The 16,881-nt window shown below is 59.2% G+C and carries 17 protein-coding genes; 10 read left to right on the top strand and 7 right to left on the bottom strand.

Annotation, left to right across the window (positions count from 1 at the left end; all coding sequences use genetic code 11):
• Nucleotides 1-9: 9 nt before the first annotated feature.
• From ACR0ER_RS14955 to ACR0ER_RS14940, 4 genes are read right to left on the bottom strand one after another with little or no spacing between them, the layout of a single operon-like run.
• Entirely contained in the window at nt 10-750 is a 741-nt protein-coding gene (locus ACR0ER_RS14955) for a maleate cis-trans isomerase family protein (protein ID WP_480769620.1), read from the bottom strand.
• A complete protein-coding gene (locus ACR0ER_RS14950) occupies nt 747-1,829 on the bottom strand; it encodes a pyridoxal phosphate-dependent aminotransferase (RefSeq protein ID WP_480769619.1) in 1,083 nt (360 codons plus the stop codon). The genes ACR0ER_RS14955 and ACR0ER_RS14950 overlap by 4 nt, the downstream gene beginning before the upstream one ends.
• Nucleotides 1,826-3,475: a hydantoinase B/oxoprolinase family protein gene (locus ACR0ER_RS14945; protein ID WP_480769618.1), complete on the bottom strand. Its 1,650-nt coding sequence runs from the start codon at nt 3,473-3,475 to the stop codon at nt 1,826-1,828. Before ACR0ER_RS14945 ends, ACR0ER_RS14950 begins: the two co-directional genes overlap by 4 nt.
• A complete protein-coding gene (locus ACR0ER_RS14940) occupies nt 3,472-5,547 on the bottom strand; it encodes a hydantoinase/oxoprolinase family protein (protein ID WP_480769617.1) in 2,076 nt (691 codons plus the stop codon). The genes ACR0ER_RS14945 and ACR0ER_RS14940 overlap by 4 nt, the downstream gene beginning before the upstream one ends.
• Before the next feature lie 537 nt (nt 5,548-6,084).
• On the opposite strand from ACR0ER_RS14940, the gene ACR0ER_RS14935 reads away from it, so the two are divergent.
• From ACR0ER_RS14935 to ACR0ER_RS14890, 10 genes are all read left to right on the top strand, one after another.
• Complete coding sequence (locus ACR0ER_RS14935) at nt 6,085-6,804, top strand: hypothetical protein (RefSeq protein ID WP_480769616.1); 720 nt, start codon at nt 6,085-6,087, stop codon at nt 6,802-6,804.
• 30 nt (nt 6,805-6,834) lie between these two features.
• Nucleotides 6,835-7,023 carry a hypothetical protein gene (locus ACR0ER_RS14930; protein ID WP_174823077.1) on the top strand — a complete coding sequence of 63 codons (189 nt, stop codon included), beginning with the start codon at nt 6,835-6,837 and terminating at the stop codon, nt 7,021-7,023.
• A gap of 98 nt (nt 7,024-7,121) precedes the next feature.
• Nucleotides 7,122-7,499, top strand: coding sequence for a cytochrome-c peroxidase (locus ACR0ER_RS14925; protein WP_480769615.1), 378 nt, complete (start codon nt 7,122-7,124; stop codon nt 7,497-7,499).
• Between the two features lie 110 nt (nt 7,500-7,609).
• Nucleotides 7,610-7,858, top strand: coding sequence for a hypothetical protein (locus tag ACR0ER_RS14920; protein WP_480769614.1), 249 nt, complete (start codon nt 7,610-7,612; stop codon nt 7,856-7,858).
• Entirely contained in the window at nt 7,740-8,138 is a 399-nt protein-coding gene (locus tag ACR0ER_RS14915) for an MbnP family protein (RefSeq protein WP_480769657.1), read from the top strand. Before ACR0ER_RS14920 ends, ACR0ER_RS14915 begins: the two co-directional genes overlap by 119 nt.
• Before the next feature lie 268 nt (nt 8,139-8,406).
• Nucleotides 8,407-9,537, top strand: coding sequence for an ABC transporter substrate-binding protein (locus tag ACR0ER_RS14910; protein ID WP_480769613.1), 1,131 nt, complete (start codon nt 8,407-8,409; stop codon nt 9,535-9,537).
• A 52-nt stretch (nt 9,538-9,589) separates the two neighbouring features.
• Nucleotides 9,590-10,510 (top strand): branched-chain amino acid ABC transporter permease, encoded by a 921-nt coding sequence (locus ACR0ER_RS14905; RefSeq protein WP_480769612.1) that lies wholly within the window; start codon nt 9,590-9,592, stop codon nt 10,508-10,510.
• Entirely contained in the window at nt 10,507-11,493 is a 987-nt protein-coding gene (locus tag ACR0ER_RS14900) for a branched-chain amino acid ABC transporter permease (RefSeq protein WP_480769611.1), read from the top strand. Before ACR0ER_RS14905 ends, ACR0ER_RS14900 begins: the two co-directional genes overlap by 4 nt.
• The gene (locus ACR0ER_RS14895) at nt 11,486-12,235 is read left to right on the top strand and encodes an ABC transporter ATP-binding protein (RefSeq protein ID WP_480769610.1); all 750 of its coding nucleotides are present in this window, start codon (nt 11,486-11,488) and stop codon (nt 12,233-12,235) included. Before ACR0ER_RS14900 ends, ACR0ER_RS14895 begins: the two co-directional genes overlap by 8 nt.
• Complete coding sequence (locus tag ACR0ER_RS14890) at nt 12,232-12,918, top strand: ABC transporter ATP-binding protein (protein WP_480769609.1); 687 nt, start codon at nt 12,232-12,234, stop codon at nt 12,916-12,918. Before ACR0ER_RS14895 ends, ACR0ER_RS14890 begins: the two co-directional genes overlap by 4 nt.
• Before the next feature lie 121 nt (nt 12,919-13,039).
• Here the strand turns inward: ACR0ER_RS14890 and ACR0ER_RS14885 are convergent, their stop codons facing one another.
• The 3 genes from ACR0ER_RS14885 to ACR0ER_RS14875 are packed head-to-tail and all read right to left on the bottom strand — an operon-like array spanning nt 13,040 to nt 16,792.
• Nucleotides 13,040-13,792, bottom strand: coding sequence for a porin family protein (locus tag ACR0ER_RS14885; protein WP_480769608.1), 753 nt, complete (start codon nt 13,790-13,792; stop codon nt 13,040-13,042).
• A 56-nt stretch (nt 13,793-13,848) separates the two neighbouring features.
• Nucleotides 13,849-15,093, bottom strand: coding sequence for a DUF3179 domain-containing (seleno)protein (locus ACR0ER_RS14880; protein WP_480769607.1), 1,245 nt, complete (start codon nt 15,091-15,093; stop codon nt 13,849-13,851).
• Between the two features lie 31 nt (nt 15,094-15,124).
• Complete coding sequence (locus ACR0ER_RS14875) at nt 15,125-16,792, bottom strand: sulfatase-like hydrolase/transferase (protein ID WP_480769606.1); 1,668 nt, start codon at nt 16,790-16,792, stop codon at nt 15,125-15,127.
• Nucleotides 16,793-16,881: the final 89 nt, after the last annotated feature.

The raw sequence follows: 16,881 nt of genomic DNA, 5'->3' as shown, positions 1-16,881 counted from the left end.
GGAGAGGTTTCACTGCGAATGTTCCAATAGCTGCCCGAACCCTGAGACGGGTTCTTTGATATCCAACAGCTGCAACGCCTGAAACAGCATTGCCTGATTTGAACTGATCACCGGTTTGCCGACCGCTTCCTCCAATCGGGCCAGAGCCTCGATACTGCGCATGTCGGTGCAGGACAGGACCAACGCGTCTGCCTCGGGGTGATCCGCCGCGTGGCCCAGTTCAAAAACCGCCTCGGGGTCTAACGCGCCTTGACCTTCGTTGTCCAATGCTTCGGTCACCTCGGAGCGCTGAATGGTCTCAAATCCCAGCTTGGCCAGAAAGCCAATCGCCATATCGTTGATCGCCGGAACATAAGGCGAAGCGAACCCGATGCGCCTAGCGCCGAGCGTGGCCAGAGCATGACCTAATGCCCCTGCCGCAGTGACTGTTTTGGCTCCGCTTGCGGCGCTGATCCGTGTGGCCAGTTCACGGTCAAACTCGGGACCATGGGTCAGGGTGGCCGAGGTACATCCGTAGAGGACGACATCCGGCTTTGCACCCATCAACAGGCGTAGGGGCTCGTCCAGATCGGCGGCCCCCAGATCGTGCATCTGGGCCTCGTCAGGGATTTCATCTTCGTCATATCCACCCATCCGGGCCACGTGCAACGAAATGCCCGGAGGGGCCATCATCGCCAGATCGGGTTCCAGATTGGTGTTGGTAAAGGGGACAAGAACCCCGAACTTTGCGCGACCTCTGGACGTGCTCATGGCTGACTCTCCTGTTTCCATTGCGTCAGGATTTCTATTGCTGTTTCCGCTGCGCCCTGCGGCCCAACGGTCATGCGCAGGGTATGCGGTAGACCCGCGCCGCCCTGCGGGCGCAGGAAGACGCCCTCGGATCGCAGTTTTTGGTCTGCGCTTGCCGCAGTCTTGGCGCCGCCCATGTTCAACAACAGGAAATTGGTGAAACTGGGGTAGGAGGCGAAGCCTGCGTCCTTTAACGCGGTCGCCGCCTGATCGCGCAGAGCAGCCGTCATCTCACAAGTCTCACGCATATAGGCGTCGTCCCGCACCGCTTCTGCGGCGGCGATTTGGGCGCTGGCAGGGATGTTGTTCGGGTTCATCACCTTGCGTAGTTCTTCGGCAATGCCCGGCGGGAACAACCCCCAACCGACGCGAAACCCGGCCATGCCGTACGCCTTCGAAAACGTCCGCAGCACGACCGTGTTGCCCTCGGCAACCATATCAAAACACCGCGCGCCCAGATGGTCTGAGAACTCACCATAGGCTTCGTCGATCACCAGCAGGATGTCGGGTGGCAGCCCTTGCCGCAAACGTATGAGTTCGGACTTTGGGATGCGCGTTCCGGTCGGATTGCCCGGGTTCGCGACAAAGATAATCCCGGTGTCCGGTCGGACCGCTGCTAGCAAGCTATCGACACTGACGGTGACATCCACTTCCTGGGCAGTATCGAACCTCGCATTGGCCATGCACGCTGCCGTCTGAAAGAAAGGATAGGCATGGACCGGGGCCAGCACCGCCCGCTCCGGCCCCGAAAACACGCGGGCAAGGCAACCGATCAGATCAAGCGATCCGTTGCCGCACAAAATCCCATCCGCATCAATCCCGTGCAGGTCCGCCAGAGCGTTTCGCAGGTCCGTCCAATCAGGATCGGGATAGAGCATCGACGTCCCCATGGCCTGTGCCGCTGCCTCAAGTGCTTTGGGGCTGGGCGGGCGCAGACTTTCGTTCTGGGATAATGAGATCAGGGTTTTGCCCTCGGGTGCGGCAAGGTCGGCCAGCGCATAGGGCGACATGCGCGCGATATGTGGGTGTGGGTAGGTCATGTCTGCCTCCGGTATTGGGTCCGGGCCATGCCTTGACTGATTAAGCCTGCGCGAAGGTCGTTCTGCACCGCGTTTTCCGAGCGTTCCTCAGGTCGACCGAACCCGCCCCCACCAGGCGTTTCGAACATCAGCGTTTCACCGGCCTTGATCCGAACCTCTCCTTTGCCGGGAAGTTGTCGGTTGCCGGGCTGCACGGTGATGCGTCCGGGCGCGCCGTCCAAGCCACCGTCCCGACCGCAGGCGGGGTTCTTGATCCGCTCAACCGACAGGAACAGCATAAGGTCCTGATCCTTGGATGCGCTGAGTTCAATTTGCTGTCCAAGCCCACCCCGCAGACGCCCGGCACCGCCGGAATCTGCCCGCAGCTCTCGGCGGTGAAACAGCACTGGTGCGACGGCTTCGGTGGTCTCTACCTGACTGCCCCAGACACCGCTGGGAAAGGCTGTAGCCGACAGGCCGTCCAACTGAGGGCGGGCGCCAGTGCCGCCGTTGAAGACCAGTTCCAAGGCAAAGAGGTCATCGCCGCGGTCAACCGCCTCGGGCGCGTGGCGCAGAGGCAGATCGTACATACACGAAGCCCCTTCGGCCGGGACCTTGTCGGGCAGAGCCTGAGACAGGCAACCATAGACCAGATCAGGTGTCATCTGTCCCAGCGTGTGCCGCATCGCGACCGGGGCCGGGGGCTGCGCGTTCAGGATACAGCCCTCTGGGCCGGTCACCCGGAATGGGTCGAGCGAGCCTGCATTGTTCGGGATATCCGCCCCGATGATGCAGCGCAGGGCAAATACGGAATAGGCCGTGGCATAGTTCAGCGGCACGTTGATCCCTTTGCCGACGCAACCCGCAGTGCCGTCGAAATCCAACAGCAGATGGTCGTCTGCAATGGTGAGGGCGGCGCGCAGTTCGATTTCGTCGTCGTAGCCATCAACCTTCAGCACATGGTGCCACGTGCCCTTGGGCAGGGTCGCGATGGCGTCCAGCGTACCGCGCCGAGAGGTGTCGATGATGTAATCCGACAGCGTATTCAGATTGGTGAGACCGAATTCCTGCATCATCTGCACCAGCCGCGTTGATCCGGCTTCGCAAGAGGCAATCAGGGCGTAGATGTCGCCCTCATTGGCGATAGGCTCGCGCGAGTTGGCTTTGACGATGTCCAGAAGCAGCGTATTCACTTCGCCCTGACTGACCAGCTTGCAGGGCGGGATCAGCAGGCCTTCGTCATAGATATCCGACCCTTCGGGACCCATGCCCAGCCCACCCAGATCGACCAGATGCGAGGTGCAGGCAGTGTAACCGATCACCGTGTCCTGATAGAACACCGGCATCATCAGCAGAAAGTCATTCAGGTGCCCCGATGCGATCCATGGATCGTTGGTCATGTAGATATCGCCGGGTTTCATCTCGCTTTGGGCAAAACGCGCACACAGGGTTTTGACCGCCTCGGCCATGGTGTTGATATGACCGGGCGTGCCGGTCACGGCTTGCGCCAGCATCCGGCCTTGTGCGTCGAAAATCCCGGCCGAGATATCGCCACATTCACGCACAATCGGGCTAAAGGCGGCGCGGATCAGCGCTTGTCCCTGCTCCTCAACCACGGCCAAAAGCCGGTTCCACATCACCTGTAGGCGTGTATCTGACTGGATCATGCTTTGTCCTCCTCTTGCCGGGTCAGCCAGATATTGCCCTGGCCGTCGACGGTGGCGCTGAAATCAGCACTGACGAAAGTGGTTGTTTGGGCTTCAACGATCAGTGCCGGGCCTTTGAGGGCCGCTCCGGGCGTCAGATCACCGCGGTTGAACACGCCAGCTGGGCGCCACGCCCCGGTGACGTCGCATAGGATCTGCCGGTGTTCGGTTGCCCCGGCGATGTGTTCCGTCGGGGTGTCAGGATAGGGCTCATGTGCGGGGGCGGGGGAAGAAACGGACAGCCCCCAGTTCAGGATTTCGATGGTCATGCCGGGCACGATCCGGCTGAACTGACGGCTGTATTCCGTTTCAAAGGCCTCTCGCAATGCAGTGAGGTCCGAGGCAGCCAAATCCCGGTCGGGCAAGCGGATTTCGATCTCGTGCCCTTGCCCGTGATACCGCATATAGGCGATCCGGCGTTGTAGTAGTGTACCTTTGGGGGCACCGGCGCGGACGACTTGTTCGGCCTCGGCCTGCATGGCGCCAAAGAAGTGGTTCAACCCGTCGATGTTCAGACTGTCCAGCCGGGCATAGCGTGATCGGATGACCTCGTAAGACACGGGCGCAAACAGGAAGCCAACTGCCGAGCCCACCCCCGGATCGCGCGGGATCAGCACCCGCCGCATCTGGGCACGTCGGGCCACCCGGGTGGCGTGCAAAGGTCCGTTACCTCCGAAGGCGATCATCAACCGGTTGCTGAGGTCCTTGCCGGATTCGACCGCGTGCATCCGGCCTGCGCTGGCCATGCTTTCGTCGACAATTTCACTGACTGCAAAGGCGCCTTGATCCGGGTTGAGGCCAAGGGGGTCGCTCACATCCCGTGCCATCGCCTGTTGCGCTGCATCCGGATCGATCCGTAGCCGCCCTTCGGCAAATCGCCCCGGTTCGATCAGGCCCAGCGTCAGGTCAGCATCGGTAACCGTCGGCTTGTCGCCGCCCTTGCCAAAGGCGGCAGGGCCGGGATCTGATCCTGCGCTGTGTGGTCCGACCTGAATGCGCCCAAGGCGATCGACGCTGGCGATTGAGCCGCCACCCGCTCCGATCTCGATCATCTCGATCACCGGAATACGCACCGGCATCCCCGAGCCCTTGATGAAACGTTCCGCCCGCGAAATTTCAAACTTGCGCGCGGTTTGGGGGCGATAGTCGTCAATCAGGCACAGCTTGGCGGTGGTGCCGCCCATGTCAAAGGACAACACCTCGGTCTCGCCTGTGGCTTCGGCGATGCGTGCGGCCAGTACGGCCCCCCCGGCCGGGCCGGATTCCACCAAACGGATCGGCAATCGGGCGGCGGTGTCCAGCGTGGTCATGCCGCCGCCTGCCGTCATCATCAGGATCGGGCAGGCCAGCCCCATCTGCCGGAACCGGGCCTCAAAATCCTGCAGATACCCAGCCATCAACGGCTGCACATAGGCGTTGGCAATCGTGGTGCAGAGCCGGTCGAACTCGCGCGCTTCGGGGCTGACCTCGTGGCTGAGCGAGATGACCAAATCCGGTATATGGCGCGCCAGCAGGTCGCGCAGTGTCAGCTCATGTGCCGGGTTGGCATAAGCGTGCAGGAGGCAGACGGCGACGGCCTCGACCCCAAGCTCCCGCAGGTCGGCCACCAATGGGCCGATACCAGCCTCATCCAGTGGCTCCAGCTCTTGCCCGCTGGCATCCATGCGCCCGCCTATGGTCAGCGACCGGGTGCGCGGTACGATCAGGTCGGGTTTGACCAGATCGATGGAATACTGGCTATAGCGCCGCTCATACGCGATTTCGAGAATATCGCGGAATCCACGCGTGGTGATCGTAGCCGTCACGGCTCCGCGGCGTTCGATCAGGGCATTGGTGGCCAGCGTGGTGCCATGGATGAATCCGGTCACCTGACGCCAGTCGGCGCCAGCGGTCTCTAGCACATGCGTGGCGCCCGCAACCGCGCCAAGGGCGGGTCGATGTGGCGTGGTGGGGGTTTTGGTGGTCGCCACCACCTGAGATGCGCTGTCCAGCAGGACGGTATCGGTGAACGTACCGCCGATGTCGATTGCCATGCGCAATCCAACTGTTTGATTCATAGGGGTATCAGCCTGAAAAGGTGGAACAGACCCGAAGGCGGGTCAGGTGAAAACGGACTGTTCCCCGCGGGTCAGGCGACCAGATCGCACCCGGTTTCGCGACGCATCATCGGTTGTCGAAAGTTGGCTGTCACAGCTTCAGTTCCCCGTCGTCTGATGACAACAAGATTGAGTCACAAAATGCGCATCCGTCAACACTTCTTTCTAGGCGCGCGGCAGTTTGGTGCAATTCTCTGAATATGAGATGCCGGTAGCTGAGGCGCATCTCACTCAGAAATGTTTCGAAATTTCATCACAAGGGGGTAAGTCACGAAACTCAGTCATTTCACACATTGCATTCTGATCGGCGCGGGCCTGATACTGGCGGGCCTGTCTTCGGCACTGTTACAGGATCGCGAGGGAAGCCAGGGAATGGTGCTGTTGCGCAAGCTGCCGATTCTGGCCACCAGCCACAGCATCGCTCTCATCGAACAGGACCCGGAATCGTAGCAGTTTGGAGAGATCCTCAGCGAAGTGGAACAGCCCGAGATGGAGCATCCGCTGCACCAACTCTACTACATCCCCAACGGCCGATTTTATGCCACGGGGCTTGATCCGTCCTGCAGTCTGGCCGAGGTCGGGCTTTCCCGCGACCAGGGCGGGGGCCCGGTGTTCTCCGGCTTTGACTGTTTGGATACGCAGGGGCAGATGGTCGGCAAAGGCGCACCCTACATCGTGTCTCCACACGGGATTTCAGCCTTTGGTGACAGCATGGTGGTGACGTCGACGGTGTATCCGGATCTGGCCACCGGTGTTGGCAACGTGCTGACGATCATCGATTTGAACACGCGGGAGCCCATCGAAAACATCACGGTCGAGAAGGAAAAGCCGCTAAACTTCCCGTCCTCTCCGGTCGAGGTTTTGTTTGCACGCCCCGACATGCATCCGGATACCGAGCCCGCCATTCTGGCCAACACCATGTTCGGGTTCGAGACGTGGAAAGTGCCGTATGATGCCGACTCCAATACGTTTGGTGAGGCCGAGGTGATCTATAGCGGCGTTGCCAACGAAACCGCAGTGCCGCTGGAATTCTATGGTGCCGAGGATAAGCTGCACATCTCACATGCTCTACCCATTGTAGTGAAAGGTTACGAGTTGGCAGCTTTGCCCGAACTGGTATCCAGCGGGCTGGATATCGTGGCCGATCCGGGCGCGCACCATATGATCTTTTTTCACCTCGGCCTCGGGCCGTGATTTGGTTGCCGTTCAAAACAGTCTTCTGAATTGGGTAACAGCGCGGACAACGATCCGACGGATGTGGATTTCATGGCCGGTCTGAACGGCCGTACGATCTCAGTCCATGATCTTGAAACCGGAAAGCGTCTGGCGACGGTCAACATCAAGGATCGTTACAACAAAGGGGTGGAAAACCTGGAAGGCCTGTTCGGCTCGGGCTTTGTCCACCACCACTAGCGGCGCGGGGGGCTTTATGCGCTAGGGGCTTCTGATTCTCGTCGCTGCAGTTCTTGCGGCGGCGGGGTGGGAGAATTGGGATCGCACGCGCGACCCCGGTGGCAACGCCGATTTCTGATTTCCCGGCACCGTTTGTGTTCGGTCGGTTCGCCGTGCCACCCGACAATCCACTGACGGAAGAGGTCTTCGCGGAGGGCCGACACCTGTTCTATGACCCGATCCTGCCAGGCAACAATCAGGTGTCCTGCGCCACCTGCCACGTACAGGCGCTGGCCTTCACCGACGGACGCGCGAAATCGCTTGAGGAACAGGCACTGCTGCCGATCCAGCACCCGGATGAGATGGGGCAGGATACTGGCGGCCTGCACATGACGCCCGATGAAATGCAGACCTTCACCGCCTTTCTGCACACGCTGACGGACGAGGCGTTCCCGGCCAAATCGCAATTTTCCGGTCCGTTTGATGGAGGTTCCTGATGAAACCGATCCCTGGTTTATAGTTTGCAATAGTCCAGATCGCGGGGTGGTTCCTTCTGACGTTCGGGCAGCAGATAGCCATATCGGCCACACTGAATTTTCACGCGCAAATGGGGGAGGCGCCTTTGATCTACAATCAGTTGGTCTATGAAAATCCGAGTGGGGAAGGGCAATTCAGGATTCGGGACTTTAGTTTCTACATCAGCAACCTTTTCTTGGGGCATGCAGACGAAACCTATGTTGAGACCGACAGCTATCTCCTGTTGCACATTCTACAATGTGGACAAGACGCATTCGATCACTTTGCCCGAAGTGCCTCTGAAATCTGTCGATACCGTTCAGTTCCTGATCGGGGTTGATCCTACAGCAATTGTTTCGATTGCGGCGCGGGGGAAATTAGATCCTAAGAGCCAGATGGCGTGGAACTGGAAGGTCTGGTGTGAAATCTTGGTCGTCGAAGGCGCGCTGATACAAGGGAATGACGTTTCGCCGCTGGTCTATCATGTGGGGTTCTCGGAAGACGCCCGCGAGGTCGAATTCATGCTGCCGCGGGATGTTTTCGCGGGCGGCGACCATGAGGTACATCTGATCGTCGATCTGGCAAAGTTCTTCGACGGGACGGCCCAGGTCGACATGTAGGCCTTGCCGTCGGTCAAGTTCAATCGAACGGAGGCAGAGTTGCTCGCCGACAATTACGCGAACATGATCACCGTCGCCTTCTGAGGTGGGCCGCTTTTTGGGAAAATTCAGCGGTTCAGGTTGAAATCGCCCTCGACGGCGAGGGTGTGATCGGTGATTGTTTGCACGATTGACTGGGCGGAAAAAGACCGCTCAGTCAAAGAAATAGACTAAACGCCGTGAAGGCTGACATAAGTTGCGTCGAAAAGACCAGCGAAGGGAGATGAAGATGAAGAAGTTTCTAGCTGCCGCTGCGGTTTCCGCGCTGTGCGCCACCGGCGCTCTGGCCGAGGTCAAGGTCGGGATGATCACCACGCTGTCTGGTGGCGGTGCCGGTCTGGGTATCGACGTGCGCGACGGGTTCATGCTGGCGATTGCGCAATCGGGCCGTGACGATATCGAGGTCGTGATCGAGGATGACCAGCGCAAGCCGGACATCGCCGTGCAACTGTCCGACAAGATGATCCAGTCCGAACGTGTCGACGTGATGACCGGCATCATCTGGTCCAACCTTGCGATGGCGGTTGTGCCAGCTGCTGTGAACCAGAACGTGTTCTACCTGTCGCCCAACGCAGGTCCGTCGCCTTTGGCGGGGAAGGGCTGCCATCAGAACTATTTCAACGTCGCTTGGCAGAACGACAACCTGCACGAGGCCGCAGGCGCCTATGCCAATGGTGCGGGCTACAAGAACAGCTTCATCCTGGCCCCGAACTATCCGGCGGGCGTGGATGCTCTTACCGGTTATAAACGTTTCTTCGAGGGCGATCTGGCCGGTGAGGTCTATACCGAGTTGGGACAGACAGATTACGCAGCCGAAATCGCGCAAATCCGGGCCAGCGACGCGGATAGCGTGTTCTTCTTCCTGCCCGGCGGCATGGGGATTTCTTTCCTGAAACAATATGCCGACAGCGGCATCGACAAGCCCGTGGTCGGCCCGGCCTTCAGCTTTGATCAGGGTATCCTGCAGGCGGTCGGCGATGCTGCAATGGGTGTGGTGAACACCTCACAATGGAACAAGGATATCGATAATCCGACCAACGCTGCGTTTGTCGAGAGTTTTCAGGCGGAATACGGGCGTCTACCGTCGCTTTACGCCAGCCAAGGGTTCGACACCGCCAACCTGCTGCTGTCTGCGCTGGACAAGGCCGACCCGTCGGATGCGGACGCCTTCCGCGAAGCCCTGCGTGCGGCCGAGTTCGACAGCACCCGCGGTGAGTTCAGCTTTGGCCCGAACCACCACCCTGTTCAGACCATCTATGCCCGCGAAGTGATCAAGGAAGGTGACGTTTTCACCAACAAAATCCTCGGCGTTGCGCTGGAAAACCACTCTGACGCCTACGCGGCCGAGTGTAAAATGTAACTTACCTTCTGCCTGCCCCGGTTGACGGGGCGGGCAGACCACCGGAGTTTCCATGTCCTCGATCCTGATTATCGAGCAGATCCTCAACGGGCTGCAGTTCGGCGTCATGCTGTTCCTGATGGCGGCTGGCCTGACGCTGATTTTCGGCGTCATGGGGCTTATCAATCTAGCCCATGGCTCGCTTTACATGGTCGGGGCCTTTGCGGCCGCTGCCGTGGCAGGAGCCACGGGGTCTTTCCTGCTGGCGTTGGTAGCCGCGCTCGCCGCTGCGGCCTTGGCCGGGGCGATTGTCGAGATGGTGGTGATCCGACGCCTGTATAATGCGCCGCATCTGGATCAGGTGCTGGCCACCTTTGCGCTGATCCTGATCTTTTCTGAAGGCACGCGCTGGGTTTTCGGTTCCTTTCCGCTATTTCTGGACATTCCCGATGCGCTGTCGGGGCCTGTGACCTTGCCCGGCGGCATAGAATACCCGCTCTATCGTCTGACCCTGATCAGCATCGGGCTGGCCGTGGCCGTAGGGCTGTGGGCACTGATTGAACGCACCCGGCTGGGTATCCAGATCCGTGCCGGAGAGAATGACCGCGAGATGATCGCAGCGCTGGGCGTCGATATCTCGAAGCTCTACACGCTGGTCTTTGCGCTGGGCGCAGCGCTGGCCGGTTTGGCGGGTGCCTTGGTCGGCGCGATCCAGTCGGTTCAGGTGGGGATGGGTGAGCCGGTGCTGATCCTGGCCTTTGTGGTCATCGTGATCGGTGGCATCGGCTCGGTACGTGGGGCCTTCATCGGCGCGCTGCTGGTCGGGCTGACGGATACGCTGGGCGGAGTGTTCCTGCCCGAGCTGTTCAAGTTGTTCATGGACAATGGCGCGGCGCAGAAAACCGGTTCGGCGCTGGCCTCGATGGGCATCTATGTGTTGATGGGGCTGGTGCTGATCTGGCGACCCACCGGTCTGTTCGGAGCGCGCGCATGAAGCTGAACGAGAGGTTTCTGAACGCGCTGGTGATCGCGGGTCTACTGGCGCTGCCGCTTTGGGCGGTCTTGGCGGATCAGCCGTTCACGATCACTCTGGTGACGCGGGCGGTGATCCTTGCGTTGGCGGCGGTTGGGCTGAACATCATCCTCGGGATCGGCGGCTTGGTCAGCTTTGGCCACGCGGTGTTCTTTGGGATCGGAGGCTATGCGATGGGCATCCTCGCCTATCACGCGCAGACCTATACCGCGCTTGATCTAGGGATGTTTGCCACTGACGGCACCAAGTCCATGCCGATAATCTGGTTAGTGGCCATGATCCTTTCGGCGCTGGTTGCGTTCTTCATCGGGTTGTTGTCGCTGCGCACCTCGGGCGTGTATTTCATCATGATCACGCTCGCCTTTGGTCAGATGTTCTTCTACTTCGCGATCTCATGGGCCCAGTACGGCGGAGAGGATGGTCTGTCGATCTATGTCCGCAATGGCTTTCCCGGGCTGAATACGCTGGTGCCGATCCAGTTCTACGCTGTGTGCTTCACGCTACTCTGCGTCGTTCTGTTTCTTTTCGCGAGGTTGCAGGCTTCACCCTTTGGGCTGGCACTGAACGCCACACGTCAGACAGCCACGCGGGTCGAGACCGTGGGGCTGAACCCGATGCGGTTGAAACTGCTGGCCTTCGTAATCTCGGGCGCGATCACCGGACTGGCGGGGGCGTTGTTCGCCGACCTGAACCGCTTTGTCTCGCCCTCGATGTTCAGTTGGCAGCTGTCCGGAGAACTGATCGTGTTGATCATTATCGGCGGGGTTGGGCGCCTGATGGGGCCGGTGATCGGGGCTTGCGTCTTTGTCGCTTTGGAACACTTTCTGGGTGAACTCACCGATTTCTGGCACGTCTATCTGGGCGTCGCCCTATTGTGCATCGTGCTGTTCGCGCGTGGTGGGCTGATCGGTCTGCTGACCGGAAAAGAGGGTGCGCATGTCTGATCCCGTTCTTGCTACGCTGAACCTGAAAAAGAGCTTCGGGGCGCTTAAGGCCACCGACGATGTCTCCATCGATCTGAGGCCCGGAGAAATTCATGCCATCATCGGCCCGAATGGCGCAGGCAAATCGACGCTGATCCAGCAGATTTGTGGAGGCTTACAGCCGGATTACGGGCGAGTACTTATGAACGGTCAGGATGTTTCAGGCTTTAGCACGCAGGCGCGGGCGCAGGCCGGGCTGGCGCGAACCTTCCAGATATCTCAGTTGTGCATGGAAGATTCGGTGCTGGAAAACGTGGTGCTGGGCGCGATGGGCGCGGAACGCATGGCGTGGCGGTTCTGGCGACCTGCGCTGAAGTGCCCCGAACTGCGCAACCGGGCCGAGGCCGCATTGGACCGCGTGGGTCTTAGCGATGAACGCGACACACGCTGTGCCAATCTCAGCCACGGCCAACGGCGGCAGTTGGAGGTTGCAGTGGCCCTAACCCTGTCGCCCAAAGCCTTCGTCATGGATGAGCCGATGGCGGGGCTTGGCGTCGAAGGCTCGAAACGGTTGACCGGGTTTTTGGATGGATTGCGGCAGGAAGCCCCCATTCTTCTGGTGGAACATGACATGGATGCGGTGTTTGCCCTGGCTGATCGGATCAGTGTGCTGGTCTACGGCAAGGTCATTGCCTCGGGTACGGCGGACGAAATCCGCTCTAGCCGCGAGGTGCGCGATGCTTATCTGGGGGATGAGGCATGACCCTGCTGCGGCTTGAAAACCTGACCGCCAGCTACGGCGACAGTCAGGCGCTGTTCGGTGTGGACCTTCAGATCGCTCAGGGTGAGGTAACGGCCCTGATGGGGCGCAACGGGATGGGCAAGACCACTACAGTGAAAGCCATTTGCCGGATGATCCGGTCGGAAGGCACGCTGACGCTGGACGGGCGTGATATGCACACGCTACCCAGCCATAAGGTGGCCCGCAAGGGAGTGGGTCTGGTGCCCGAAGGCCGCCGCTGTTTCGCCGATCTCACCGTGCGCGAAAACCTGATCGCGGCCGCGCGTCCCGGTGACTGGACCTTGCGCCGCGTTGCCGAACTTTTCCCAAGGTTGGCAGAACGGCAAGGCCAGCGGGCTGCCTCGCTGTCAGGGGGTGAACAGCAAATGCTGGCGATTGGCCGGGCGCTGATGACCAATCCGCGCCTGCTGATACTGGACGAGGCCACCGAAGGCCTTGCCCCGATTGTCCGGCAGGAAATCTGGGCCGCCCTCCAGCTTCTGCGGCAGGAAACGAGTGTTGCAATCCTGCTGATCGACAAATCGCTGAAGGAACTGGCAGCGGTTTCAGATAAGGCGGTTGTACTGGAGCGTGGCCGCACCGTCTGGGCTGGCGAAATGGCCGCGCTGACATCTGAAATCTCTGAGAAGTACATAGGTGTTTGAAAGCACCCGAACTGCATCAAACTTTGCCCGACCCGAACCCTTCGAGCTGGTGTGGACCATGCCCTGTCCCTCAGGTGCGGTGCTTGCGTCGCACTAGTTTGACAGCTCTAGCGAGTAATACTCAGAATCTGTAGGTCGCCCCGAATAGTGGGCCGGACTGATCGAATTTGTATTCGCTACCGTTAATGTCGTGATCGAACGAGATATAGCGGTATCCACCCCGCAGTACCCATCTTTCGTTGATGGCGTAGTCTGCCGTCAGCAAAACCGACCAGGTCTGACTGCCGCTGCGAAAGCCTCCGTAATCCACGTAGGCGGTGCTGGTCCACGAATCCGACAGGGAAAACCGGGCGCGGACACCGACCACCGGGTCGAACCAGCTGTCGTCGGCAGTATTTGTTCGCGAGGGGGCTCTTTCCGGTGTCAGGGTAAATTCCGTGTCAGTGCTGTACCATCTGAAACCACCTGCCAGATCAACCTTTACCGATTTATCATCGCGCACCCGGTAGCCTAGCAAGGCTGTCAGAAACTGCGTCTTGACCGAGGTCTCCAGTTCTGAATTCGCAGGTCCGCCCAAGGTATTTCCGAAGGAAAGGTTGGTATAGTTATAGTCCGCCAACACACTCCATTGACCATTGGTTGCAGCTAGCGCGCCCATAAAGGCAAAGTCGAGGTTCTCCAGCGCATCCGAAAAGCTTAGCGTTCCGTCGACCTTTCCCGCAGGGGTTTCAAAACTGGTCTCGGTCTCGGGCATAAAAAGATAAATCGTAGCCTCATATGACCACCCGGATTGCTGCGCCGAGGCCGTCGTTGTCGCCGATGCCAGCATGGCCGCAGCGATCGCGCCGCCTTTCAAGCCGTGTTTCAATGCCATCTTGTCCCTCCTTATTGACACCGTCCTGACCGGCCTGCAGCCCGTGTGAAGCGGCGTTATGCTGCTACTGTACCAGATTTTTCCGCGCGCGCGCCTACGCGGTTGATGTCTGTCTCCGGGAAAAACTCGGACCAGACGTGCCAGAACACGCCTGCACGTAGCGTCTCGACCCGTTGTAGTTGCCCCTGATCAGACATTCCCCAGAAGTCGCAGCGCGTGACCGGTTGGCTACTGTCATTGTACCAGACCCCGAGGCTCTCGTATTTCGGGTCCAGGCTGACGACGACATCGCGCCCGCCGACGTTAGCGTTAACGACCCAATCGTTGTCCACGACGAAATCATCCGTCCAGCAGGTGGAATCCTTGCCGATCGTGATCCCCCAGACATAGGTCTTGTTTGGCAGTCGATCATCCGAGCGATCCATGTTGTCCATCACTGGCGCATCTTCTTGATGTTGACGACTGATCCCCCAGCCAAAGGTGATCTCGGTGACCATATCCAGAAGCCGCAGCAATGGATTTGAGGAAGGTTTGTTCAGAAATACCTCTCCGTCGGGAAAAGCCTTTTGGAACCCGCGAAACGTCATGCGGTAGGTCGGCCAGGGTTTCATCTGGGCCTCGGGTTTCACAGGGCAGGCAGGACCGTCGGCGTTCTCGGCGCGGTCAGCTTCGCGGAAGCCATAGATGTGTTGGATCGGCTCACCTGTTTCATTGTCGCGCAGGATCAGGTTGTTGCCGTGTTGGGCCAGAACCTCAAGGTCCAGCCGCTTGCCTTCAATCTGTGGCGCGTATCCCTGCCCGAGGTTGGCCATTGCACAATAGGTCATGACCACGTCCTCGCCGCCCAGCCCGTCCACATCCCCGGCCAGATGAGGGCGCATGATCTGCGCGTCGGGGTGTGCGCGGGCGTGGCCGTTGTTTTCAATCACGATGACCGGTGCAGTCGGGCCGACATACTTCTGCGCTTCGCTGATGGGAAAGAAGGCTGCATCGTTCATCTGGTTGCGCAGGCCCAGATGAACCCAGACATAGGGAAAGCCGTATAGAAAAAGCACTAGCAGCGCAGAAATGATCCACACCCAGAACGGACCTCCCCCCATCAGGAAATGCGCGAGCGTTGCAACGGCAAAGGCACCTAAGCCAATAGCGATTAAACGGTATTCGTTCCGGATAAACCGCACCATATTCTCGCGCTTGACCTTCAACAGCATCTGCGAGATGTCGCCCAGATCCCGGAAATAGACGAACCCGATCCCTAGTGAGACGACCAAGCCGAGAGCGAAAAGAATGTTTCCAACCATTTGCACCTCCTGATTTGCGTTCGGCTTCGGGTTACTGCTGAGGTGAGGCGCGTTTGATCATGAACGCCTCGACTGCTTGTTGGGTTTCAGGGCGGATGTTTTCAATCCCTTCATAAGGCACGCCATAGGCGGGCGTTGTATCGGGGAATTTATCTTTGCGGGCCATGTGGCGGCCCAGAATCCGTGCGAATTCCTGTCCTCCCCAGGCGCCGACCTCGGTCGAGACTGAATACTCTTCACGCGTGTCCCGGTAGAGGTCGAAGAACTTTGCCAGTATCGCGCTTTCTCCGGGTCCCGGTAGTTTCAGCTTTAGCTGGTCTTTCACGATCGCTTCGGGTTTGTTCACCGAATAGACGATGACGTGGTCGCGGCGGGCTTTGGATTCATCTGCGAACAGAAGGGCCGCGGATTGGTCTACACCGTCCACCAGACGATCCCGTGGAATGTGCTGATCCGCACCGGCAAAGCGCGACAAGGTCGTGTACAGGTCTGAGACGTGAATGATGCTGTTCAGCAAACCGTCGGCCTCAATCATTCCGGGCCAGCGAATGAAAGCATCGACGCGGACGCCGCCCTCGGTCGTGTCACCTTTGCCACCTGCATAGATCAGCGGCGTGAATCCGGATTGCGGTGCGTATTTGGTAAAATGCCCGTTATCCCCCATGACGACAACGACGGTGTTTTCCGTCAGGCCCAACTCATCCAAGCGAGCGAACAGGTCGCCTAACCACTGGTCCAGTAGCTGCATCTTGTCCACGTACAAACCGCCATTCACGCTTTCAGGCCCTGACCGCCCTGCGCGTGTGTTATCCAGCGGGATCATCGGCCAGTATTGCAGGAAAAACGGGTCGTCACCGCCTGCAAGACGGTCCAGTTCTTCCAGCGTCTTGTCCTGAAACGCCTGGTTCATTTCATCGTATTTCTCAGCGTTCCAGCGCTCACCGGTTTCCATTCGTATTTCGCGGATCGGACCCCCGGTTTCTCCTTCGATAACTGTCATCATCGCGGCAGCGTCCGGTCGGAACCAATCGTCGAGAGTGTATTTTTCGTCATAGTCGCGGATCGCGACCGTGACTTGCTCCTTTATGGCATCGTCATTGAAGATGGTCAGTTGGCCTTGCTGGTGGATGGCGTGCTGGGCGTAGTCGAAGCCTTGGTTCATGGCCCAGCTTTCGGCGATATCCCCCATGTGCCATTTGCCGACATGGCTGGTGGCATAGCCTGCTTGTTTCAGCACCTCGGCGAGGGTGACTTCATTCTCGGGCAGACCAAATCCTGCTATATCGACGGTCGTATCGCCCATGCCCATTCGTACTGGCAACCGCCCGGTCATCTGTGCGACGCGGGTCGGAGTGCAGGACGGCTCGGTATACATCCGTACCATCCGCATGGCCTGATCCGAGAAATCGTTGATGTTTGGCGTCTCATACCCTCGCACGGCGTTGAGTTCGGGTATTCCCATATCTCCAAACCCCATGTCGTCGATTAAAACGCTGACGATATTTGGGGGGTTTCCCCCGTTGCTGTCCCGAAACGCAGCCAGGGCTTCATCGACGGCGGTGTCATCCTGAGCCCACTGTTCGCCGTGTTGGGCCTGTAGAATGTAGAACTCGGCATCATGTTGAATGGGGTTATCCTGTGCCAACGCTGGTGCGGCGACCAGACCTGTCGAAAGCGCAATCAACCATTTCAAACTCATTTCGCATCTCCCTCCGGTGTCAGACGCGCCTTGCGACTGATGCCGCAAAACTGACCTCACATTAAAACATTATGATATTTGTGCAGAAA

It is taken from the genome of Ruegeria sp. CH8, from assembly GCF_056536985.1.
This window is presented reverse-complemented; position numbering and strand designations above follow the sequence as displayed.